The sequence below is a fragment of the Alginatibacterium sediminis genome, assembly GCF_003610775.1.
GTDB classification, from domain to species: Bacteria; Pseudomonadota; Gammaproteobacteria; order Enterobacterales; family Celerinatantimonadaceae; genus Alginatibacterium; species Alginatibacterium sediminis.
Window position 1 is genome coordinate 15,608 of sequence record NZ_RAQO01000005.1, and the last position, 22,888, is coordinate 38,495.

Below are 22,888 nucleotides of genomic sequence, written 5' to 3' on the forward strand. Positions count from 1 at the left end.
TTACTATGTCGCGCAGAACATGGCTTGGTGATTCGGTCATTATATAATGTGGCGAGGAAAAAATGAAAATTTTAGGCATAGAAACTTCCTGTGATGAAACAGGTATCGCAATCTATGACGATCAACAAGGTCTATTGGCGCACCAATTATACAGCCAAGTTGAAGTGCACGCTGATTATGGCGGGGTTGTTCCAGAGCTAGCATCGCGTGACCATGTTAGAAAGACAATTCCTTTAATTAAAGCCTGTTTACAAGAAGCTAATCTGCAAGCTAAGGACATTGATGGGGTAGCGTATACCGCCGGCCCTGGACTGGTTGGCGCATTGCTGGTGGGAGCAACGATTGGACAAAGCCTTGCGATGGCATGGGATAAACCAGCGATAGCGGTTCATCATATGGAAGGGCACCTACTAGCGCCAATGCTCGAAGACGATGCCCCAGAGTTTCCATTTTTGGCCTTGTTAGTTTCCGGCGGCCATACTTTGATTGTTAAGGTTGAAGCAATTGGCCACTATACGATTATGGGAGAGTCAATTGATGACGCAGCTGGTGAAGCCTTTGATAAAACAGCCAAGTTACTGGGGCTAGATTACCCTGGTGGACCACGACTAAGTAAGCTTGCTGAAAAAGGCGTGATGGGGCGTTATGTTTTCCCTCGGCCAATGACTGATCGTCCTGGTTTGGATATGAGCTTCTCAGGCTTAAAAACGTTTGCAGCTAATACCATAGCCAAAGAGGCCAAGGACGAGCAAACCAAAGCTGATATTGCTCACGCTTTCCAACATGCCTTGGTTGATACCTTGGTTATCAAGTGTAAACGTGCGCTCAAAGAAACGGGCCTAAAACGCTTAGTGATTGCCGGTGGGGTTAGCGCCAATACTTATTTACGGGTTCAACTCGAAACACTGATGCAAAAGCACCATGGCCGCGTGTACTATCCCAGAGCTGAATTTTGTACCGATAATGGTGCGATGATTGCGTTTGCGGGAATGCAGCGTTTTAAATCCGGCGAATTAAACGATTTTAGTATTCAGGTTAGACCGCGTTGGCCTATCGATGAACTGGAGCCGGTAGAATAAGTCTAGTCCCTTTTTTTTACGATGCTCGACTCGGTGTGATTACGAAGCCGCTCAATATTGCTGTGATGGCGCCAAAAAACCAGGGCGCATAGCAAAATAACGGTGCTGAGGTGCTCTGGAGCAAACAAGTAACAATAGAACGGCGCCGATACTACCGTCACCAAGGCTGCTAGCGATGAGTAGCCTCGCAGCTTTAATACCACGGTCCAAGTGATAATCAATGCCAAGCACAGGGTTAAACTTAAAGGCAGTAAAACGCCTAAGGCAGTAGCAACGCCTTTGCCTCCTACAAAATGAAAGAAAGCCGGGTACATATGGCCCAAACAGGCTGAGACGCCAATTGCTGCAATCGCCAAGGATTGAAAGCCAAGTTCTAAGCCAAGCAGTACCGGTAACGCACCTTTAAGCACATCACAAAGCAACACCAAGGCTGCTGGAACAGCACCACCGAGTCGATACACATTGGTAGCGCCTGGATTTTTAGATCCCTCTTTACGCGGATCATTTAAACTAAAAATGCGCGAAATAAGAACGGCACTAGAAATAGAACCGAGCAAGTAGGCAGCGATAATGATGATTATTGGGCTCAATGCCATAATTTCTTAGCTTGCTCCTGAAAGGTCAACAAACCCTCGCTATTTTAAGGTAAAATCCGTGTCGTTCGTGCTAGTGTACGCTTTTTCTTATACCATCGCGAACGCTTCAATAGCTACCATCTAAGGGAAATACATTGGATAAAGTCTTTATCGACGAGCTCAGTTTGCTGGCCAACATTGGTGCTTACGACTGGGAAAAAGGTATTCAACAAAAACTTGTGATTAGCCTAGAAATGACCTGGGATAATCGAGCCGCTGGCAATAGTGACAATTTGGAGTTTGCCTTAGACTACGCGCAGGTGAGCCAAAAGGTGACGGCCTTGGTCGCCAGTAAGCATTTTGAACTCATAGAAGCAGTCGCTGAAGAGATCGCAGCTCTAGTTCTGAGCGAGTTTAAAGCCCCAAGTGTCAAGGTGCGCGTGAACAAGCCCGGAGCGGTTGCGGCAGCAAGCAATGTTGCTGTGATGATAGAGCGCAGCTCATGATAGAAAGCCATCTGGTGTATTTAGGCCTTGGTAGCAATATTAATCGTGAACACTATTTGTCACAGGGTTTAGCTACCTTGAGACAACGTTTTGGTCACCTTGATGTATCACCGGTGTACGAGAGTGAAGCGCTTGGCTTTAACGGGCCTCGTTTTTATAATTTTGTGGTCGAACTGCAAACAGATTTAGATCTCGCCAGTTTGCTTGTCCAACTTAAACAAATAGAATTTGATTTCGATCGGCCAGCCGACGCAAAAAAGAAGGCCAGTAGAACCCTCGATATCGACATTCTTTTCTTCGACAATTTAGTTTGTAATTCGCCATGTGAATTACCACGTGGCGAAGTGCTAAAAAATGCCTTTGTATTAAAGCCGCTTTTCGATATTGCAGCGCAGTTTATCCATCCCATTACCCAACACAGCATTGCCTGGCACTGGGATAATTATGATCAACAATCTCAAGCATTAACTCGCGTTGATGCAACATTTTTAGAGGAAACAAATAGCTAATGGAAACAATTGAAATTGTAATCTTAGCCTTAATTCAGGGGTTGACTGAGTTTTTGCCTATTTCTAGTTCAGCCCATCTAATTTTGCCATCTCAAATTTTAGGCTGGGATGATCAAGGCTTAGTGTTTGATGTTGCAGTGCATGTGGGCTCACTACTCGCAGTACTGATGTATTTTCGTGTCCAAGTGTGGGAATTATTGCTGGCTTGGATTGCGTCAATTGTTAAGCGTGAGCACACCCCTGAGTCTCGCCTAGCTTGGTTTATCATACTTGCGACCTTGCCGGCTGTGTTCTTTGGGGGATTGCTAAAAGATTACATAGAGCTGTATTTACGCTCGGCCTATGTCATCGCCTTCACAACTATCTTGTTTGGCCTACTACTGTGGTGGTCAGACAAAATGGCCAAGCAGGAAATTAATGAGTACCAACTAACCTGGAAAACGGCGTTTTACATCGGCTTAGCCCAGGCTATTGCGATTATACCGGGAACATCGCGCAGCGGGATTACCATGACCGCCGGCCTAATGTTAGGGCTAAAGCGTGAAGCCGCTGCCCGATTCTCATTCTTAATGTCGATACCGGTGATTTTAGGCGCCTGTGTACTAATGCTAAAAGATGCAAGTGAACAAAATGTAAGCTTTAGTGGCCCTGAGCTTGGACTTGGGGTTCTGGTTTCATTTTTAGCGGCCTATGCATGTATCCACTTGTTTATTTCTTGGGTAAGCCGGATCGGAATGATGCCATTTGTGATTTATCGCATTGGCTTAGGTGTAGTGTTGTTCACCTTTCTTTTAGCTTCCTAAGATTGATTGGCTCGGTGTTCCGTTAAAATAACGGTTCGCCGCGCTTCTAATTCAATTTTTATCTCTGCGCCTTTAAAGCCATCTTGAATCACCATTTGTACATCTACTGCTTGTGCTCGCTTAAACTGCTCGAGTAGGTAGGCAGCTTGAGGGTAGTCATCTTGATGCTCATGTATCTCGTCATTCACGCCGCGACCCAATGCATCGGCCTTACAACACGCTAGCATCAATTCAAATCGCTCCGGTTTACGCCAGGCATCACAAGCACTAAATATCTTGAGAATCGTTATCGGTTTAAGTTCTAGAGCGCTGTGGATAGTGATGTGATACTCAGCCACCATAAGTGCCAATTGTTGATAACTGTTGGGTACTTTTAGTCGCCGACAGCAGCGCATCACCAATTTCATACCCTTGGGGCCATGTCCATGATGTGATGGCCAGTTTTGTGGTTTGGTTAGCGCCTTGCCATAGTCATGACAAAGTGCGGCAAAGCGGGCTGTTGTTGGCAAGCCCATACGCTGCGCTTGTTGTAATACCATTAAGGTGTGGTCGCCACTATCAACCTCTGGATGCCATTTTCGAGACGCTGGAACACCAAACAAAGCTTCCAACTCGGGAAATAGAACCTTGAGTGCATGGCATTGTCGCAAGCTGCGAAAATAGATGTGAGGCGACTGGCTTTGTAAGGCTTTTTCGGTTTCTTTCCAAACCCGCTCCGGCGTTAGTGCATCAAGCTCTCCTGACTGGCTCATGTTGCGCATTAAGGCTAGGGTTTCTGGCGCAATTTTAAAACCAAGATGATGGAAGCGCGCATGAAAGCGTGCAACTCGTAGCACACGTAAAGGATCTTCTTCAAAGGCATCGCTGACATGGCGTAGGATCTTATTGTTTAAGTCTTGTTGGCCATGATGCGGATCGATAAGTTGGCCAGCACTGTCCTTTGCAATCGCATTCACAGTGAGATCGCGTCGACACAAGTCTTGTTCTAGGCTTACGCTCGGCTCAAAGTCGCATTCAAAACCAGTATAGCCTTGGCCTTGTTTACGTTCGGTGCGTGCGAGGGCGTATTCCTCGCCACTGGCAGGGTGCAAGAACACAGGAAAATCTTTGCCAACCTGCTGGTAACCTTGGTCGATGAGTTGAGCTGGCGTCGCGCCAACCACCACATAATCGCGGTCACTGGTTTCAATGTTTAAGAGTTGATCGCGGACAGCGCCGCCGACTAAATAGACTTGCATTGATGGAGAGTTCTTTATCTTCACGTAAAGCTTGATAGTATACCAATTGATTGTCTTAGGCCTAATTCGAACCCATATGAGTTTTCAGTTTTTTAACTTAGAAGAAGCAGCGTTTAGCATTGCCCCTAATCCAAAGTATTGGTTTATGAGCGATCGCCATCAAGAAGCACTAAAGCAGCTTATGTACGGGCTTGATAGCAAAGATCACGCGCAAAGTAGCGGTGGTTTTGTGCTTTTGACTGGCGAAGTGGGTACTGGAAAAACCACAGCCCTGCGTACTATGCTTAAGCAGTTACCCAGCCATTGTCAGCTTGCGCATATTGTGCATCCAGGTCTTAATAGCATGGAAATGCTGGCCGCTATTTGTGATGGCTTTGACATAGACTACCAATCCAGCGATTCGCCTAAGTACTTTATTGATCTCATCGAAGCCTATTTACGTCAGCAGCATGCGGCAGACTTACAATGTATTTTGGTCATCGATGAAGCTCAGCACCTTGGGGTTGAGAATTTAGAGTTGTTGCGCTTGTTGACTAATATAGAGACCGACGTGCAAAAGCTATTACGGGTGGTGCTCATTGGTCAACCGGAGTTACAAGCACTATTGGCACAATCAAACCTTCGTCAACTTGCACAACGAATCACAGCCCGTTATCACTTACTAGCCCTAGATAGCGATGAAACTCAAGCTTATGTCACATTTCGTCTGCAAGTTGCAGGAGCAAACCGTACTATTTTCAGTCGAGCCGCCTTAAAGCGACTGTATTTTCATAGCGGTGGCGTGCCTCGACTAATCAATCTAATTGCTGAGCGTGCCATGCAAATTGCAGCCGACAATCAGTTGTCACGGGTTGAAGTTAAGCAGCTTTATTTGGCTGCCCAGCAAACTAACTTTTCTACACTCGATACCCAGCCATTACGCTGGTGGCCGTGGGCGCTTTGCGGGGTTACGATTGCCTGTGCGGCAGCTTTTTCAATTTCTTTGCTAAACCCTGATTTGTTCGCAGCCCTAATTAATGGCCAGCCTAAGCCCGCTATAGCTAGTGAGCCAAAACAAGTAAACGGAGCCAATCAACTATTGCTGGCCGAGTCATTGCCGGAACCTGTTTTGGATGAGCCTGTAAATCAGCTGTTTGTTATGGACGAGTCAGTGGAACTACAGTCGGTTATACAAGAAAATTGGCAATCTATTATTTTAGAATCGAATTCACAAGCGAGCGCTTTACAAAAACTGCTACGCATATGGGGCTATGAGGTCTCTTTAGCTCAAAGCAGATGTGAATTGGTGACGACATTATCTTTACAATGTAAAGAGCAAACAAGTGATTGGCATAGCTTAAAGCAGCTTAATTACCCGGCAATTGTGAGCCTGAATATCGACGATAACGCAGTCTATGCATTGCTTCGTCATGTGCGAGAGGGTGAATTGGAATTGTGGTTTGACCAGCAACGGGTGTTTGTTGAAGAAACCTGGTTTAAGCGCTACTGGCAGGGTCAAATGATGACACTATGGCAGCAACCAAGTGGCTTTGAAGGTTTGATTAAACCAGGAGCTCGGGGAGCTATCGTGTTCTGGCTAGAACAGAGTTTGTCACAATTACAAAACCGCTCCCCTAGAGCCTTAAGCTACTACGACGAGCAACTTGAGGCCTCAGTCACTCAATTCCAGCTACAACATCAACTCAAAGCCGATGGCATCGTTGGTGAGCAAACCATGATTAAACTGATGCAAGCTATACAACCGCTGCAACCGCAATTGCTGGAAGGAAATTCGTAATGCGCCAACTAGCAAGCAAAATTGTTATCGTATTGAGCGCTTGCATCACCGCTTTGGCTTTAATTTTGCTCATTGGGGTTAGCAACAAGGGCTCGCTTGGCATACGGAGCCAAGACGAAAGCGCGGCTGTTTTGAGTCAAAATACAGGCCAAGTTCTGGATAACAAGGAGTTACCAGCAGCTTCTATTTCGGAACCAAATTCGTTAACTGTAACCAAGCCGAGCAGTTTAGACGGGGTGTTACGTATAGAAGCAATTCCTCCCTTAACTGCATCACGAGTGGATTTACAAGAGCTGAGATTTCAACAAGCCCAAGCGCAAAACTTTGTACAAAACACTCAGGTGAAGTCGACTAACAGTGCTAGTAAGACCATTGATTTAGAACCCGTGGACAGCGGTGATGATGATCTAAGTTTGCAGCAACGTTTTGCTTTAGCAGTTGAGTCAACCGATGGGATGGATTGGCAAGGACAAAATGAACAATCAAATGACGTTATTACACTATTTAGTCAGCTAGACCCGTCGGTTTTATCTCAACTTAGACCGATGACTTTTAATTCGCATGTATATTCTACTGACCAAGAAAGTCGCTTTGTTCGACTCAATGATCAGCGCTTTGTTGAGGGTGACTATGTACAAGCTGGAGTTGAGCTATTAGCGATTCGCTATGACGATATTGTGCTGAGGGTGTTTGGCGTGAAGTGTCGTCTACCAGCCTTAAAAGATTGGGGTTAACGCTCGGGCTTTAGATTTATAGACGCAGGAAAGAACTTACAGCGCTGCAGGTACAGCGCTGTAAGTTTAAACTACATCCAACGTGGATCGCGTTTTTGACGTCGGGGTAGCATCGGAATTATCAATCCTAAGATCAAACCAGCGCCAGCCACAAAGCCGCCGTACATGAACCATTTCATTAGCTGAGCTTCGTCCATCGTATCAATTTGTTGTTGCAGTTCACCATTGTGCTGGCGTAATTGCGACATTTGAGAGCTTAGGTCGGCATTGTCGATAAGCACTTTATCAAGTTCATTTTGCTGATCGACAATTGTTTTGGCTTGCTGATTTTGCTTCAGCTCACTGTTGTTTTGAAAATCGTCTAACTGTGCCTGAACTGTCGATAATGTAGCCTTCGTTGCAGCTAGTTGTGCTGCTAAGCCTTCTTCTTTATTTAAAAACTTACTTTCGACCCAGCCGGTTCGGTTGTTAGCCGTTCTTATCTGAGTGTACTTTGTTTGGGCATTGTAGTTGAGCACGGTGATTTTTTCACCGGCATTTACCGAGCCAGTAATACGGTACTCATTACTTGAACCAGAATGCATATATACGAACAGGTCGTCGGCTATGTAACGGGATTCGGCAAAACTAACGCCGCTAATAGTGATGCCCAAAATGAGGGTCAAAATGCGAAATATCACGGTAAATCTCTTTTTGCAGTTGCGGGACAATTAGGTAGCTCAGTGTACGAATTAATCCGGCAATGAGCAAACCTCAGACGGTTTCGAAGTTAAAAAAATAGAAAAAAGCGAGCTAATAGCTCGCTTTAGTCGACTAAAATGTGTTGCTTGAGTTTATACAAAAATCGCTTTCAAGATGTAGAAGAAAACAATAGATAAGCCTGCACCTGCTGGCAAGGTCACGATCCAAGAAATCACAATAGAGCGCACAACCCCTAGATTAAGCGCAGCGATACCACGAGCCATACCTACGCCAAGAACGCCGCCAACCAAGGTTTGAGTGGTAGAAATTGGCAATCCAGTACCTGATGCAATTACAACGGTAGTTGCTGCTGCAAGCTCGGCGGCAAAGCCTCGGCTAGGTGTTAAGTGAGTAATACCTTTACCGATAGTCGCGATAACGCGATGTCCGAATAAAGCTAGACCGGCAACAATACCTAAGCCACCCAAAGGAAGGATCCACCAAGCAATAGCTGCTTTAGCCCCAATTTCACCATTATTTCCAACGACACTAACCACTGCAGCCAAAGGTCCAATTGCGTTTGCAACATCATTGGAACCGTGGGCAAATGCCATACAACAAGCGGTAACAACCATAAGTACAGCGAATACTTTTTCTACGTTGTTGTAGTGCATTTCGCGGTCGGCTTCAGGGTCAATTTTCAAACGGGCAATGATAACTTTACCAATTGCAGCGACCACGATACCAACCACAACCGAAAGCATAAACCCTTCACCGGTACCAACACCAAGGCCGACGTGCTTGAGGCCTTTAGTTATAGTAACCAAGGCCATTGTGAAACCTGCTGCAAACATATACAACGGTACCCAGCGTTTAGCTGATTCTAATGGCTTTTCAGTATCAAAAATTAGCTTTTGTGCACTGATGAAAATGAAGTAAGCCACAACTCCGGAAATTGCCGGGGTAATAACCCAAGAGCCGATGATCCCGCTGACTTTACCCCAAGCCACAGCATCTGTACCTACGCCTACCGATGCAAAACCAATAATTGCGCCAATAATAGAGTGAGTGGTTGAAACCGGCCAACCATTATACGATGCAATGAGTAGCCAAGTGCCTGCTGCAAGTAGCGCAGCAATCATGCCAATAACGAGTAATTCGGGGTGAGGAATAAACGCATTTGCGTCGATTATTCCTTTTCGTACAGTATCCGTTACAGCACCACCGGCTAAATATGCGCCCGCAAATTCGAATATCATTGCGATAATGATGGCTTGCTTAATGGTGATAGCATTTGAGCCAACGGAGGTTCCCATTGCGTTAGCAACATCGTTTGCACCGATGCCCCACGCCATAACGAAACCAAAAAGAGCTGCGATAACCACCAGAGTGGTACCGTGAGTAGCAAGTATTTCCATGGGATTTACCTGTTCGTTCCTAAGCTTTAAAAATCATAAGTTCGAGTCGTGCACCTACGCGTTGAGCCTGATCGGCAAGCGTGCCTACTGTCTCTAAGAGATGGTAGAGGAACATAACATCGATAGGATTTAGTTGGTCTTCCAAAGCTTTTAAGCTTCGGCGCAACTGTATTTGTTGGCTGTCCGTATCGTCTTCGATAGCTTCAAGCTTATTGATCATTTTCTCAACGACGAAAACTTCACGACCTCTAAAACCCGTTTCGAGTAATTCTTCTAGCTCGTTAATGGCCTCTCTAGCCATCTGGGTTGCATCAAGGTTGCGTTTCACGTACGCCATGAAAACGGGTTGAATGGATTCTGGAATTTCTAGTCGACGTCCTAAAACTCGACCCGATAAATCTTTTGCTTTGTTAGCAATACGATCTTGATGGGTAATGAGTTCAAGTAAATCAGTTCGCTCAACGGGCATGAATATGCCACTAGGCAAGTTGAGACGAATGTCTCGTTTCATTTTATCAGCGTCTTTCTCGAGAGAAGAGATAACAACTCGCTGTGCAGCTGCTTCGTCCCAATCGCTGTTGAAGACTGCTTCAAAGAATGGCACTAGGGCTTCACAACATTTCTGAACTTTATCTATATGTTCTTCGAGTGGTTTTATCGGCGATTTCGCAAATAAACCCATGATTGTATTCGACATAAGCTGAGTCCTGATTATCGATCAAACAATATTATTAAAACGAGGCGCATGTTAACTTAAGTTTTAGGCCATGCAAGCACTTTCCGCGAGTTTCTTCCATGTTAAACATGTATCGCGGGAAAATCATTTGCTTATTCGTAGGTTAGCAGTTTTCGAGAAATTATGTATGAGTGATGAAATAGAGATTAAATTTTTGTGTCGAGGTCAACAAATCGACAATTTACAGCAAATTTTAAGTCAATGGTCTGTTCTTGAACAACAGCAATTGAGTCTACGCAATGCGTATTTTGATACCCCATCAATGCAGTTTCGCAAATGGAAAATGGGCCTTAGAATTCGAAGCAGTGAACTCGAAAATACCCAAACGATTAAAACTGCGGGTAAAGTTATCGGCGGCATACATCAACGACCAGAATACAATTTTAGTATTGATGGCGATCGTCCTGATTTAAGCTTGTTTAACGACGAGATTTGGCCTAAAAGTGCAAACATCGAACTCATGCAATCGCAATTAGCGGTCTTATTTGCAACTGACTTTGTCCGACAGCGCTGGTTAATTGAGTTTTCTAACTCCACGATTGAAATAGCTTATGATCAAGGATCTATCGTCGTCGACCAGCGAAGTAGCGCAATTAATGAGATTGAACTTGAGCTAATCAGCGGTAATGTTGACGATTTGTTTTTATTGGCTGATTCAGTTGCGCTACTAGATGGACTGCGCTTATCCAACGTTAGTAAAGCGCAGCGCGGATATGCCCTTGCAGCTCAGTCGCTGCCAGTACTCAATGCAAAGACCATAGCTTCGATCCCTTTACAAGGCTTCAGAGATAGTCAAAGTGTTGATAAGGCCTTGTTGGAACGCTGTTTTAGCACGTGGCAATACAATGAGAATGCAGTGGCTGCAGCCATGCAAGAGTATGGCCATGAGAACGATAGCAATAGAGTTAGTCATCAAACCGTACTGAGCTTACTGCAAGGTCTGCAAGAATCGATGCAAGCATGTGCGCTTTGTTTATCCTTATTACCCAATGACAAAAGTACACAAGAAACCAGCCAACAATTGACGACTTATCTTGAACGCTTTCATGTCATTAATGATGCGCAGCAGTATTGGTATTTAATTGAAAACCAAGAATATTTGTTTCGCGGGCTCAGCACAAAGCAACATTTAAACGAGATCATCGAGCAACGCTTGTTAGAGCTTGATTTATGGAATAAAACTACCCAAAACATCTACAGTACCCAGCACTGCCAGTTAGTGTTGGCCATGACCAAACTTATATACTCGGCTTCGTCCCAAACTAGCATTGAGTCTGTTCAGGAGTCTGATTTTAGCGTAACAGCGTATCTATCCAGCTTGCAATCACGCATGCAATCAAGGAACAAGCTACTTTCTGACACGCAAACACAGTTTAGTGATGCTGAGCTTTTTGCTTCGCAGCTTAGTATCAAAGATAGCTTAATCTTGAGTCAGCTCAGTGCCGCGTGGTTTGATGATGCGCAAGTTCAATCCTACCTACTTTCTTGGCAAGACGTGTTAGCCGGAATCGAAGAGCTAGTTGCTTATCAGAACTTACAAGATGTGCTTGGTACAAATGAAGAAGATAAAAAACAGAGTTCCACCACGCAATGGTATCAACACAAACATTTGAGTTTGCAAAAAGCGGTGTTATTTAGTCGCCAGCAAGCTGTATTGAATAGTAATTTTTGGATATAAGATTATGGTATCTGAGTCTATCTATTATTCGAAACAGCTGCTTGGCTCCTTATTGATGCCTAGTAGTTTGTTGTTTTTGTTGATTATCAGCTGTCTTTATTTGCTATATAGAGAACGTTATAAAGCGGCAAAGAGGCGCCTGCTACTCACTATAACGCTGATGTATTTGTTCTCGACCGGCATGATAGGTGGCCACTTACTGGGGTATTGGGAACACAAGTATGCGCCATTAGTTGAGACCGGTGAGCTTGATTACATCGTGGTACTTGGCGGCTACCATAATCTAGCGCGCGGAGAAGTACTTACCAATGCTTTAAATGATAGTTCAGCAAGGCGTATAGTCGAGGCATTGCGTCTTGCTCAGCTCTCTCCCAATGCCAAAATTGTATTCTCAGGTGGGATGCCAGACAAGTTTGGGCTCAGTCATGCACAATATATGGCTAAGGCCGCTGCCCTATTAGGTGTAGATCCTCTGCGAACTAGAATCAATGATATGACTCTTGATACAGCTGATGAAGCAAGGCGATTTAAACTAAGCTATGGAAGCAGTAATCTTCGATTTGCCTTAGTTAGCGATGCTTCTCATATACCCCGAGCGATGCGCTTGTTCCAAGCACAAGGCTTAGATCCAATTGCTGCGCCCTGTAATTACAAAACGGCAAGCAATCAAAATCGTTGGAACCGGCACGCGTTTTGGCCTAGAGCTAGTCACCTTGTAAACCTTCGAACAGCATGGTACGAGACCTTAGGTAACGCGTGGGTTTGGCTAAGCCTTAATTTTTTCCCCGCTAAGGCTTAGCTTAAGACTCCGACTCTTGTTTTTTCTCAGTTGAAGACGGGTTATTAACCATAGCTCGGAGTTCTTGGATTTCTTTAATCAGTAGTTTATTTTGCTTAGATTGAAAGTGCATTAATTCTTCGAGCCGGTGCTCTGCACGTTTATTGGTTTTTAGTACCATCGACGAAACCAAGCCAGACAAGATACCAAAGGTTCCGACACCAGCGCAGATTAAAATCCCACCGACAATGCGTCCGAAAGTACTGACCGGGTAGAGGTCACCATAACCGACAGTAGACACCGTGACTAATGACCACCATAAGGCGTCTATACCGGTGTTTATTTTACTTGCTGGGTTATGCTCCTCGGCAATAAGGATGGCAACAGAGCCCAAAATGATCACCATTGCAACCATCAGCAGTACTCCGGCGGCAGTCATATCACGGACGTTATTATCAATCTTATGGCGTGCTTGTTGACGACGATAAATGCGAAACATACGCACAATTAGAAATACCCGCAAGAATCGAGTGGCTCCGATTATTGGGATGCTTGCAACAAAATCAATCCAGTGACTTTTTAGATAGTCCCATTTGCTCTCTGAACTCAACAATTGCCCAAAAAAGTGTGACATGAAAATGAGGCAAATCATGGTGTCGAGTGCGATCAGAAGCTGCCAAAGTTCTATATCATCATCAACGAGATAGCTTGCGATTACGATGATAATCGCTACGATTGAGAGCAGAAACATGACCACATCCATGGCCGATTGTTTTTTTGACATAAAAATCCCTGTGCTTGGCTATGTTCAGCTAACAAATAATGTAGCAAACTTAGACGCATAGCAAAATCCAAACTAGGAATGGTTGCCGTATGACAAACCTTGATCCATCTTTACGTAGTATTGCTGAAAAGTCTTGGCAGCGACTCGTTGCCAAAGACCCAAGTGTGCTGGAATTAAGCGCAGATCAACAGCAACAAACGCAAATAGCCTTCGCAATGAGCGATTTCATTGCCGAAACCTGCATTTCTCGACCGCAATACTTACATCACATTCTTGAGCAGCAAAGCTTGGATAAACCTTGGCAGGCGAAGCAGCAACGCGAACAACTACAGCAAGCTTTGAGTGAGCAAATTAACGATGAAGGCGCTAAGGTGATTATACGCCGTGCACGTCAGCAATCGATGTTGATCTTTGCCTGGCGAGAGCTTTGTCATAACTTTGATGTACAACAAAGTATGAAAGATATCAGTGATTTGGCGCAAGTGATTATCCAATGTGCATACGAGTGGCTGTTTGAACGTTGCAAAATTGAAAGCGGCACGCCACTTAGCAAAGAAGGAGTTGAGCAGCAGTTGCTTATTATAGGCATGGGCAAGCTTGGTGGTGGTGAACTTAATTTTTCATCCGATATCGATTTAATTTTTTGTTTTGGCGAAAACGGAGAAACTAAGGGGGGGCGGCGGAGTATTGCCAATCAGCAGTTTTTTATTCGCTTAGGCCAACGACTAATTCAATTACTGGATCAGAAAACAGCGGATGGATTTGCCTACCGTGTCGATATGCGCCTGCGTCCATTCGGTGATTCAGGACCATTAGCGGTCAGTTATGCTGCTCTCGAAGACTATTATCAGCATCATGGTCGTGACTGGGAACGTTATGCGATGGTAAAGGCTCGCGTGTTAAATTCTGAAGTTGAATTTGACCAACAGTTCCGTGATTTACTGCGGCCCTTTGTCTATCGACGTTACATCGATTTCAGTGCGATTCAATCCTTGCGAGCAATGAAGGCCTCCATTCGTTCGGAAGTGCGCCGCAAAGGCCTTAAAGATAATATCAAATTAGGTAGTGGCGGAATTCGAGAAATTGAGTTTGTGGTCCAAGCTTTTCAATTAGTCCGTGCCGGACGTGAACCGATATTAAGTTCTCGCTCGTTACTACCGACCCTAACTGCTCTGGAATCAACCGGAGTCATGAGCAGTGATGAAGTGGCGTTATTACGTTCGAGCTACTTGTATTTACGCCGAGTGGAAAACATTTTGCAACAAATTGGCGACCAGCAAACCCAGTCGCTACCGATAGATGCGATCAATCAACAACGTTTGGTGCAGGCGATGCAATGCCAGGATTGGCCAGATTTTTACCAGCAATTACAAACGGTTTTGCAAGGTGTGGCACAAGTATTTGCTCACGCAGTCGGTGAAGATGAAACGGAACAAAGTGAAGTTTGCACCGAGTATGAAGACGTTTGGCATAGTGGTGCTGACAGAGAAGCGTTGCGTGAGAGTTTAGCAAAAGTAGATCTTGACCCAGCGATTAGTGAGTCGGCTATAGATCCTCTGTACCATTTGTTCCACGCTATAGAACGCCGAAATGTTGGCGAGCGTGGCCGGCAAACCCTAGAGCGTTTGATCCCAATGTTGTTATTTAGGGTGTTTGAGCACAAAGATTGCCAATTAGTGTTGCCGCGGATCACCAGTTTGCTCGAAAGCATTATGTCGCGTACTGCCTACCTTGAATTACTGACAGAGAATCCAGCCACGCTTAATCAGCTGTTACGTTTATGTGCGGGTTCGCAAATGCTGGCTAAAAAGCTCTCACGTTTTCCGATTTTGCTTGATGAATTGTTAGATCCAAAGCTTCTATATTCACCTGCTGACCCTAACAGTTACCCTGATCAGCTACGTCAATTTATGTTGCGGGTTCCTGTTGATGATATGGAACAGCAAATGGAAGCCCATCGCCAGTTTAAACAAATTCAACAATTGCGGATTACAGCCGCGGATATTGCTGGGGCTTTACCGTTGATGAAAGTCAGTGACCACTTAACAGCGGTTGCTCAAGCGATTATTAGTGCCGTCGTTGAATTGGCATGGCAACAAATGATCGAGCGCTATGGCCAGCCGGCTCATTTATCATCTCCAGAGCAGCGAGGTTTTGCCGTGATAGCCTATGGTAAAATTGGTGGCTTTGAAACCGGGTATGGCTCCGATCTCGATCTTGTATTTGTCCATGATTGTGAGACCAACGCGCCAACCTTGGGTGAAAAACCGATTGAAAGTAAGCAGTTTTATATCAAATTGGCGCAACGAATTATGCATTTATGCAGCACGCGTACTTCGTCGGGTGTTTTGTACGAATTGGATATGCGCTTACGTCCTTCGGGGGCATCGGGATTGCTAGTGATTCATGTTGACTCCTTTGCGGATTATCAAAATCAAGAAGCTTGGACTTGGGAGCATCAGGCTTTAGTTCGAGCGCGACCTATTTACGGCGACCAAAGTTTGTTTGAACGCTTTGCTAGTATTCGGCATAGCGTTTTAAGTCGGCCTCGCTTGCCGGTTGAGCTTGGTGAGGAAGTTAGCAAAATGCGGGCTAAAATGCGCAAGCATTTAAGTCGAGAAACGGATGAAATTTTTGACCTAAAACACTCTGCTGGTGGCATGGTTGATATTGAGTTTATTGCTCAATATTTAGTACTAGCAAATACAGCGCAGCATGAGCAATTAAGCCGCTGGACTGATAATGTTAGGATTTTTGAGCACTGTTGTGAATTAGGTTTGTTGAGCGAGCAAGATGCCCAATTTCTAATCCAACGCTATTTAGATGTTCGAGATGAGTGCCATAGGCAAGCGCTGCAAGGCAACTCGAGAATTATCAATAAACAAGATTTCAGTTTGGACTTAGAGCCGGTTAAAAGAATTTGGGAGCAATTATTGCCCCCAATCGAACACTAATTAAAGCAAGCTTAGTCGTAAAGTGAAGGCTCGCCTTCTGGGCGAGTCTTAAAGCGCCGATGCATCCACATGTATTGGGCAGGAGCGCGATTAATGATGGTCTCTATATGCTGGTTTATAATCGTGGCATCCGCAAGCTCATCTCCAGTTGGGAAATTCTCTATCACGGGTTCAATGATGAGCGTGAAACCTTGGTTGTTAGGTTTTCTTATGGTGTAGGTTGGCAAAACTTGGCAGTTTTTGACCTTGGCTAATGTCGATGTCCCTGTAACGGTATTTGCTTTTTCAACATTAAAGAAAGGTGCAAAGCAACTCGCTTTATGACCATAGTCATGATCAGGTGCGTACCAAAGCGCTAAGCCATCTCGAAGCGCTTTGATCATGCCGCGAATATCATTGCGGTCGACTAAGTAGCAGTTTTTACGTACGCGGCCATGAAATTGAAAATAATCGTAAACAGGGCTCTTATTGGGACGATAAACGCCTACGCCTGGCTCGACACTTCCGTGCGCCCGAGCATGGGTTTCTAAACTTAAGAAATGTAAGCTGATGGCGAGCAGTCCTCCCGGCTTTTGACGCGCTGCTTCTAGGTTTTCCAAGCCTTGTACTTCCATTTTCCGTTCAAAACGCCATTGTGGCCAAAACCAAGCGTTTGCTGTATCTGTAATCGCATATCCAACATGTTGAAAATTCTCATCAACTAGGTCATCAATTTGTCCATTTGAAAGTTCAGGAAAGCACAGTTGGAGATTTCGACGAGCAATTTTTACGCGTTTGGGTAGTGCCAGCTTCGCAATTCGGCCAATACCTCTGGCTAAGTAGCCTTGGATAGAATACGGGATGAGGCTAATGCTAAAAAATATGCCCATTAGTAACCACATTCCCCAATGTTTTGGATGTAGTGAGCTTCGATCAAGGCGTGGAACGTCCGCTGCCATAGTGAACCTGAAAGTTGAAAATGATGAGAGTATTGTACGATTTATTGGTCTCGATAGGAACTTAGGGTACTATTTCGATGTCTTGATTTTTAAACAGGTAATCGCTATGCGGGTGGCACTTCCCGAGTTTTCGAAAGCAAATGTATTAGTTGTAGGCGATGTGATGCTAGATCGCTATTATCACGGCGCCACTGACCGTATCTCCCCTGAAGCTCCGGTCCCAGTGGTGCGTGTTCAAAATAGCGAGGAACGTCCAGGCGGCGCTGCCAACGTTGCCTTAAATTCCGTCGCATTGGGCGGTAAAGCCACCATTCTAGGCATGATAGGACAAGATGAAGCTGGCGCAATGCTTAGCGAAAGTTTAAATGTGGCGGGAGTTTGCTGTGATTTTTCAAGCTTCGCTGATTATCCAACCATTACCAAATTACGAGTTTTAAGTCGTCATCAGCAATTGATCCGTCTAGATTTCGAAGAAAACTTTAGCGGCGTAGATAATAGCGATTTACAACGGCGTTTTGAATTACAGCTGTCTAAACATAGTGTGGTTGTTGTTTCTGACTACAACAAGGGCGCGCTTAGCCAAGTTGAAAAACTAATCGCAATGGCTCGCAATCAAAACAAACCGGTGTTGGTTGACCCCAAGGGTAGTAGTTTTGAGAAGTATCGTGGTGCAACGCTACTCACGCCTAATTTTTCGGAGTTTGAAGCGGTTGTTGGGCAATGCGAAACGGAAGCACAGATAGTCACTAAAGGCCAAGCATTAATTCAATCACTGGAGCTTGAAGCCTTGCTCGTGACTCGCAGTGAACATGGCATGACCTTATTGCAAAAAGGCAAACCAGCTTTGCATCTACCTGCGCAAGCCCAAGAAGTATTTGATGTAACTGGTGCCGGCGACACTGTTATTTCCACCCTAGCTAGTGCATTGGCCAGTGGCGCGCAAATGGACCAGGCATGTGCTTTAGCCAATGCTGCTGCTAGTGTTGTGGTCGGAAAAATCGGTACTTCGACGGTTAGCTTAGCAGAACTGGCAAATGCACTTTATGTTGGCCAAGAAGGTGGCTTTGGGGTTCTTGATGAGCAACAACTGAAGTTTGCCGTTGAAGCGGCGCACCGGCGTGGCGAGAAAGTGGTGATGACCAATGGCTGCTTTGATATTTTACATGCAGGGCATGTATCCTACCTTAAACACGCGGCTGACTTGGGCGATCGCCTGATAGTGGCTGTAAATAGTGATGACTCGGTCAAAATGTTGAAAGGCCCAAGCCGACCGATTAATCCTCTCGATAGGCGTATGACTGTATTAGCAGCGCTTGGCGCCGTTGATTGGGTTGTTGATTTTGCTGAAGAAACCCCGCAGCGCTTAATCGCGAGTATATTGCCAGACTTGTTAGTTAAAGGTGGCGATTACCAGCCTGATGAGATAGCTGGTGGTGAGGAAGTCATTGCAAACGGAGGTGAAGTGAGAGTGCTTAACTTTGAAGATGGTATCTCCACCAGTGATATGATTCGAGTGATCAAAACCCAAGACAACTAATCCGTTTTGAGTTTGGGTATAAAAAAGCCAATCGTATTTCGATTGGCTTTTTTGGTCTGCGTAACTTTGGATTTAGTTGGCTTCGATTAGACCTGAGTTAATCGTTACAACGTCATCATCGGTTAAGGTACCTGCCGCAAGTTTAAGCGCTAGCATGTTAAGAATATAGTCGTAACGGGCGCTGGCCAATTGCTGTTTCGATTGAAACAAACTACGGGTTGCATTTTGTACATCAACAATGGTCCGTGTACCGACTTCAAATCCGGCTTCTGTTGCTTCTAGAGCGCTCTCTGAAGATACCACTGTTTGCTCAAACGCCTTAATCGCGCCAATATTAGCCGCAACGTTGTTCAAACTGCTATTAAGCTCTGACTGTGTACTTCGGTAGCTTTGCTCTAGTGCTTGCGATGCTGCAACGTATGAAAATTGCGCTTGTTTCACTTGTGAGTCAACACGGCCACCAGTGTAAAGCGGCAAACTAAACTCCACACCAACGGTGGCATTGTTCAAAGAACCATCAAGACTTTGACTGTCTCGGTATGCATCATATTTTGAACCTAGAGCTGCGGTTAAATCAACGCTTGGGCCATCCCCGGTTTGAGCTAAGTCAATTTGCTCACTGGCAATGTCCTTCGCAATGCGCTGCGCGTTTAAGTTTAAGTTTTTGTCTAATGCTTGGTTTACCCAAACTTGACGTTCTTCAGCTAGCGGCTGCGGGTCGAAGCGTTCGGTGTCTAGTAACGATAAATCACGGTGCTCTACACCGGTAAACTCACGCAGTTCCTCGTAAGAGTTCGAAAGGTTATTCTCTGCACTAATCTCATCGGCAACGGTACGGTCATACTCAGCTTGGGCTTCGTGAACATCAGTGATAGCGGTTAAGCCGACATTAAAGCGTTGACGGGTTTGCTCCAATTGACGAGCCGAAGCATCTTTGTTAGCACGAACAAACGTTAAGGCGTCCAAAGAACGCAGGACATCAAAATAGGCTTGGCTAACCCGTGTAATCAAACTTTGTTGCTGGAAGCCATATTCGGCATCGCTTTGAGACGCTGCTTTTTCGGCAAGACTTAGGTTGGTCCATAGCGCTTGTGAGTAGAGGTTTTGACTAAACCCAATATTACCGGTAACTCCGGCATTTCCGTTTGAGAAGGCACTAGAGCCTCCGACTTCGGTATAGCTGACTCCGGCAGTCAGGCCCACTTGCGGCAAGGTTGCTGCACGGGTTTCGGTAATGCGCTCGAATTGGGCATCTCGTTGGGCTTTGGCTTGTAAAATAAGAGGATCGCGCTCTTTAGCCAATTGGTAGATTTGGAGTATATCGTCAGCAAGAGCAATATTACTGAGCCCACATAAGCCAAGAATAACGAGACTGGACTTTAACTTAAGCATTTGGATTCATCCCTGTTACTGAATCTAGAAAGGAAATTTAATTGAAGTGTAGCAAAGACCGCTTCAAATTAGATATTTGGTATAAATATGGTACAACTTAATTTTAGTTTAACCAAAAATTGTTGGGCTGTAATTGCTTTCATCTTGATTTACCGTAATTTACGTTCATATATTGCAAATGTGCGCAGAAATTTACAGCAATGATAAATTTATTAGTCAAATTCAGGTGTTTATGAAAACAGATAGCTTAGACTCGACATTTTCGCATAGTGATGTGGAAATAGAACAGGTAGAAACCGTTTTTCAAGGTTTCTTTAAAATGGAACGCTATACCTTAAAGCATCGACTCTATGCTGGTGGCTGGTCAAACACTTTTCAGCGTGAAATGATGGAGCGGGGTAATGCTGCTGGAATTTTGCTGTATGACCCGAAACTCGACCAAGTGGTCCTGGTGGAACAATTTAGAATTGGTGCTATGGCAAGCTCCGGCACTAGCCCATGGGTACTCGAGATCGTAGCCGGTATGATTGATACCGAACAATCAGCCCAGCAAGTTGCTGAGCGTGAAGCTGTAGAAGAAGCAGGATTAGTCGTTAAACGACTGAAGGCCATTAACAGTTTTATGCCTGGAGCTGGTGGATTAAGTGAACGTATTTTTTTATTTGTAGGTGAAGTTGACAGCAGTAAAGCTGGTGGAGTGCATGGCTTGGAATACGAGAACGAAGATATTTTAGTCAAAGTGCTCAGTCGTGAGCAAGCCTATAGTGGTGTCGTTCAGGGACAAATCGACAACGCTGCGGCAGTTATTGCCTTGCAATATTTACAGCTAAACCATATGCACTTACGTGAGCAGTGGTCGTAAGTATGGCTTATCATGTTGATCTCAATGCTTTAATGGGTGTTTATACCCGCAGCTATCACCTTCTGCAAAAGCTATTTGATTTAGATCAGCAGGTAGGGACAGAATACAACATCGAGATTAATCATGATCATCGATACTACTTACGAATTGTTGAGCAAACACGTTATACTTCGTTGCTTGATATGGGCCAAGGTCAAGATATTGCTGCTTTTTTGAGACCTCAGTTACAGATTAGACTGTATCATGATGCTCAGTTAGCCGAAGTGTGCAGAAGCCAACAGATTTCTAGCTTTGCGCCACGTTATGATTACCCAAATCGCCGCATGCTACAACGCGATGAGAAATATCAAGTGAATCGTTTTTTAAGCGATTGGTTAAAACACTGTTTTGAACAAAAAGCACTTATTACATTTGCAGGTCCATAACTGTCATTAGGCATGGTTACGTACCGCAATAAAATTCCTAAGAGATTGTAGATTAATTTATCGTGGCTTTTGAACAATTTGAATTAGCTTGCGCCGACAACGGCGACATACGCCTATTACAAGTAACAGATACGCACCTGTTTGCTAAGGATGAGCACAATCTGCTTGGAATTAATACCTCTGATAGCTACCAGCGGGTGGTCGAAGAAATTCGCCACTCTCAACAAAGCTATGACTGGGTACTCGCAACTGGTGATTTATCGCAGGATCATAGCAAAGACAGCTACAGACGCTTTGCTAATATTACTCGCCAACTTGAAAAACCGTGTTTCTGGTTACCCGGTAATCATGATTTTCGGCCGCATACAACTGCCTTGAGTGAATCCGGAATTATCGACGCCAAGCATTTGATCAGTGAGCATTGGCAGATCATTATGTTGGATACACAAGTGACGGGTAAGCCAATGGGTTTGCTTTCATCTGAACAACTCGAAGGTTTGGCTACTGCACTGCAACAGTATCCAGAGAAATCAGTGTTAATTTGTATGCATCACCAAGCCGTGCCCGTTGGGAGTCGCTGGCTTGATCAACATAATCTGAAAAATGCTGATGAATTTTTTCAAGTCGTTGCCGGTTGTTCTAAAGTAAGGGCGGTGTTGTTCGGGCATGTACATCAAAACTTTGAAATGGAGCATCGCGGGATCGCTTTTATGGCAAGCCCAAGTACCTGCATCCAATTTTTGCCATTATCAGCTCACTTTGCGCTCGATCATCAACAACCAGGCTGGCGTTACATTACATTAAAGTCCGATGGCACTATCTCTACCCGTGTCTGCCGTCTGGCAGAGCGAACCTTTTTACCTGATCCCGATTCAAAAGGTTATTAGTGCAAGCGAAAAAATCGGCGGTCTTACTTTATTTACATGGTTTTCAAAGTTCGCCTCAGTCCCTAAAAGCGACGCAAACCCAAACATACATAGAGGCAAATGCTGCGCATGTTGAGTTTGTTTGCCCACAATTAGCCTGTACACCTTTAGCTGCCTGGCAACAAATTGAGTCCATCATTAAGCGCCATAGTGGCCAACAGTTGGCGGTTATGGGAAGCTCTTTAGGCGGTTTTCTAGCGGATAAGGTGGCTCAACAATGGGACTGCCCGAGTGTATTGATAAACCCCGCTGTCCACCCCTATGTGTTATTGTCCGAGTATATAGGCGAACATCAACACCCATACACTGGCGAAACTTTTAGCTTAAGTCAGCAGCATATGTCTGAGCTCAAAGACTTGGAAATTCTCAAAAGCCAGCGGCCGTTAAGGCAGTGGGTCATGTTACAAACCGGTGATGAAGTACTTGATGTGCAATTTGCGATTAAGCGCTACCGTGATAGTCGAATGACAATTGAGTGTGGCGGGGATCATAGTTTTCAAGGATTCCACCGCTATCTGCCTGAAATTCAGGCGTTTTTGTTTTAATTCTTGTGTTTTC

22 protein-coding genes are annotated in these 22,888 nt (G+C 44.9%); 14 read left to right on the top strand and 8 right to left on the bottom strand.

Annotated elements, in window-relative coordinates; all coding sequences use genetic code 11:
* Positions 1–62: 62 nt before the first annotated feature.
* Positions 63–1,079: a tRNA (adenosine(37)-N6)-threonylcarbamoyltransferase complex transferase subunit TsaD gene (gene tsaD, locus DBZ36_RS08445; RefSeq protein ID WP_120354513.1), complete on the top strand. Its 1,017-nt coding sequence runs from the start codon at positions 63–65 to the stop codon at positions 1,077–1,079.
* A gap of 2 nt (positions 1,080–1,081) precedes the next feature.
* On the opposite strand, the gene plsY is transcribed toward tsaD, so the two are convergent.
* Positions 1,082–1,675, bottom strand: a complete 594-nt coding sequence (gene plsY, locus DBZ36_RS08450) for a glycerol-3-phosphate 1-O-acyltransferase PlsY (protein WP_120354514.1) — start codon at positions 1,673–1,675, stop codon at positions 1,082–1,084.
* Between the two features lie 134 nt (positions 1,676–1,809).
* On the opposite strand from plsY, the gene folB reads away from it, so the two are divergent.
* Genes folB through DBZ36_RS08465 form a run of 3 tightly spaced genes read left to right on the top strand, consistent with a single transcriptional unit; the run spans position 1,810 to position 3,472 of the window.
* Positions 1,810–2,160: a dihydroneopterin aldolase gene (gene folB, locus DBZ36_RS08455; protein WP_120354515.1), complete on the top strand. Its 351-nt coding sequence runs from the start codon at positions 1,810–1,812 to the stop codon at positions 2,158–2,160.
* Positions 2,157–2,669 carry a 2-amino-4-hydroxy-6-hydroxymethyldihydropteridine diphosphokinase gene (gene folK, locus DBZ36_RS08460; RefSeq protein WP_120354516.1) on the top strand — a complete coding sequence of 171 codons (513 nt, stop codon included), beginning with the start codon at positions 2,157–2,159 and terminating at the stop codon, positions 2,667–2,669. The genes folB and folK overlap by 4 nt, the downstream gene beginning before the upstream one ends.
* The gene (locus tag DBZ36_RS08465; protein WP_120354517.1) at positions 2,669–3,472 is read left to right on the top strand and encodes an undecaprenyl-diphosphate phosphatase; all 804 of its coding nucleotides are present in this window, start codon (positions 2,669–2,671) and stop codon (positions 3,470–3,472) included. The genes folK and DBZ36_RS08465 overlap by 1 nt, the downstream gene beginning before the upstream one ends.
* Here the strand turns inward: DBZ36_RS08465 and DBZ36_RS08470 are convergent.
* Positions 3,469–4,710 (bottom strand): multifunctional CCA addition/repair protein, encoded by a 1,242-nt coding sequence (locus DBZ36_RS08470; RefSeq protein WP_120354518.1) that lies wholly within the window; start codon positions 4,708–4,710, stop codon positions 3,469–3,471. The genes DBZ36_RS08465 and DBZ36_RS08470 overlap by 4 nt on opposite strands.
* 76 nt (positions 4,711–4,786) lie before the next feature.
* On the opposite strand from DBZ36_RS08470, the gene DBZ36_RS08475 reads away from it, so the two are divergent.
* Together DBZ36_RS08475 and DBZ36_RS08480 are read left to right on the top strand one after the other, a co-directional pair.
* Complete coding sequence (locus DBZ36_RS08475; RefSeq protein ID WP_120354519.1) at positions 4,787–6,487, top strand: ExeA family protein; 1,701 nt, start codon at positions 4,787–4,789, stop codon at positions 6,485–6,487.
* A complete protein-coding gene (locus tag DBZ36_RS08480) occupies positions 6,487–7,221 on the top strand; it encodes a general secretion pathway protein GspB (RefSeq protein WP_120354520.1) in 735 nt (244 codons plus the stop codon). The genes DBZ36_RS08475 and DBZ36_RS08480 overlap by 1 nt, the downstream gene beginning before the upstream one ends.
* Before the next feature lie 71 nt (positions 7,222–7,292).
* Here DBZ36_RS08480 and DBZ36_RS08485 read toward each other — a convergent pair whose 3' ends face one another.
* The 3 genes from DBZ36_RS08485 to DBZ36_RS08495 form a co-directional block, all read right to left on the bottom strand.
* On the bottom strand, positions 7,293–7,901 hold the full coding sequence (locus tag DBZ36_RS08485; RefSeq protein ID WP_120354521.1) for a TIGR04211 family SH3 domain-containing protein: 609 nt from the start codon (positions 7,899–7,901) through the stop codon (positions 7,293–7,295).
* Positions 7,902–8,054: 153 nt separating this feature from the next.
* Entirely contained in the window at positions 8,055–9,320 is a 1,266-nt protein-coding gene (locus DBZ36_RS08490; protein WP_120354522.1) for an inorganic phosphate transporter, read from the bottom strand.
* A gap of 19 nt (positions 9,321–9,339) precedes the next feature.
* On the bottom strand, positions 9,340–10,017 hold the full coding sequence (locus tag DBZ36_RS08495; protein ID WP_120354523.1) for a TIGR00153 family protein: 678 nt from the start codon (positions 10,015–10,017) through the stop codon (positions 9,340–9,342).
* Positions 10,018–10,183: 166 nt separating this feature from the next.
* On the opposite strand from DBZ36_RS08495, the gene DBZ36_RS08500 reads away from it, so the two are divergent.
* Both DBZ36_RS08500 and DBZ36_RS08505 read left to right on the top strand, forming a co-directional pair.
* Complete coding sequence (locus DBZ36_RS08500) at positions 10,184–11,734, top strand: CYTH domain-containing protein (RefSeq protein ID WP_158589055.1); 1,551 nt, start codon at positions 10,184–10,186, stop codon at positions 11,732–11,734.
* 4 nt (positions 11,735–11,738) lie between these two features.
* Positions 11,739–12,533, top strand: coding sequence for an ElyC/SanA/YdcF family protein (locus DBZ36_RS08505; RefSeq protein ID WP_120354525.1), 795 nt, complete (start codon positions 11,739–11,741; stop codon positions 12,531–12,533).
* Between the two features lies 1 nt (position 12,534).
* Here DBZ36_RS08505 and DBZ36_RS08510 read toward each other — a convergent pair whose 3' ends face one another.
* Positions 12,535–13,296, bottom strand: coding sequence for a potassium channel family protein (locus DBZ36_RS08510; protein ID WP_120354526.1), 762 nt, complete (start codon positions 13,294–13,296; stop codon positions 12,535–12,537).
* Positions 13,297–13,385: 89 nt separating this feature from the next.
* On the opposite strand from DBZ36_RS08510, the gene glnE reads away from it, so the two are divergent.
* A complete protein-coding gene (gene glnE / locus DBZ36_RS08515) occupies positions 13,386–16,250 on the top strand; it encodes a bifunctional [glutamate--ammonia ligase]-adenylyl-L-tyrosine phosphorylase/[glutamate--ammonia-ligase] adenylyltransferase (protein ID WP_120354527.1) in 2,865 nt (954 codons plus the stop codon).
* Positions 16,251–16,261: 11 nt separating this feature from the next.
* Here glnE and lpxL read toward each other — a convergent pair whose 3' ends face one another.
* Complete coding sequence (lpxL, locus tag DBZ36_RS08520; RefSeq protein ID WP_120354528.1) at positions 16,262–17,188, bottom strand: LpxL/LpxP family Kdo(2)-lipid IV(A) lauroyl/palmitoleoyl acyltransferase; 927 nt, start codon at positions 17,186–17,188, stop codon at positions 16,262–16,264.
* 106 nt (positions 17,189–17,294) lie between these two features.
* Here lpxL and hldE point away from each other — a divergent pair, with 106 nt between their 5' ends.
* Positions 17,295–18,725, top strand: a complete 1,431-nt coding sequence (gene hldE / locus DBZ36_RS08525) for a bifunctional D-glycero-beta-D-manno-heptose-7-phosphate kinase/D-glycero-beta-D-manno-heptose 1-phosphate adenylyltransferase HldE (RefSeq protein WP_120354960.1) — start codon at positions 17,295–17,297, stop codon at positions 18,723–18,725.
* Positions 18,726–18,797: 72 nt separating this feature from the next.
* Here the strand turns inward: hldE and tolC are convergent, their stop codons facing one another.
* Positions 18,798–20,117, bottom strand: coding sequence for an outer membrane channel protein TolC (tolC, locus tag DBZ36_RS08530; protein WP_120354529.1), 1,320 nt, complete (start codon positions 20,115–20,117; stop codon positions 18,798–18,800).
* A 232-nt stretch (positions 20,118–20,349) separates the two neighbouring features.
* On the opposite strand from tolC, the gene nudF reads away from it, so the two are divergent.
* The 4 genes from nudF (at position 20,350) to DBZ36_RS08550 (ending at position 22,875) form a co-directional block, all read left to right on the top strand.
* A complete protein-coding gene (gene nudF / locus DBZ36_RS08535) occupies positions 20,350–20,979 on the top strand; it encodes an ADP-ribose diphosphatase (RefSeq protein WP_120354530.1) in 630 nt (209 codons plus the stop codon).
* 2 nt (positions 20,980–20,981) lie between these two features.
* Positions 20,982–21,404 (top strand): DUF1249 domain-containing protein, encoded by a 423-nt coding sequence (locus DBZ36_RS08540; RefSeq protein ID WP_199711818.1) that lies wholly within the window; start codon positions 20,982–20,984, stop codon positions 21,402–21,404.
* A gap of 62 nt (positions 21,405–21,466) precedes the next feature.
* Complete coding sequence (gene cpdA / locus DBZ36_RS08545; protein WP_120354531.1) at positions 21,467–22,291, top strand: 3',5'-cyclic-AMP phosphodiesterase; 825 nt, start codon at positions 21,467–21,469, stop codon at positions 22,289–22,291.
* Positions 22,291–22,875 carry a YqiA/YcfP family alpha/beta fold hydrolase gene (locus DBZ36_RS08550; protein WP_120354532.1) on the top strand — a complete coding sequence of 195 codons (585 nt, stop codon included), beginning with the start codon at positions 22,291–22,293 and terminating at the stop codon, positions 22,873–22,875. The genes cpdA and DBZ36_RS08550 overlap by 1 nt, the downstream gene beginning before the upstream one ends.
* Positions 22,876–22,888: the final 13 nt, after the last annotated feature.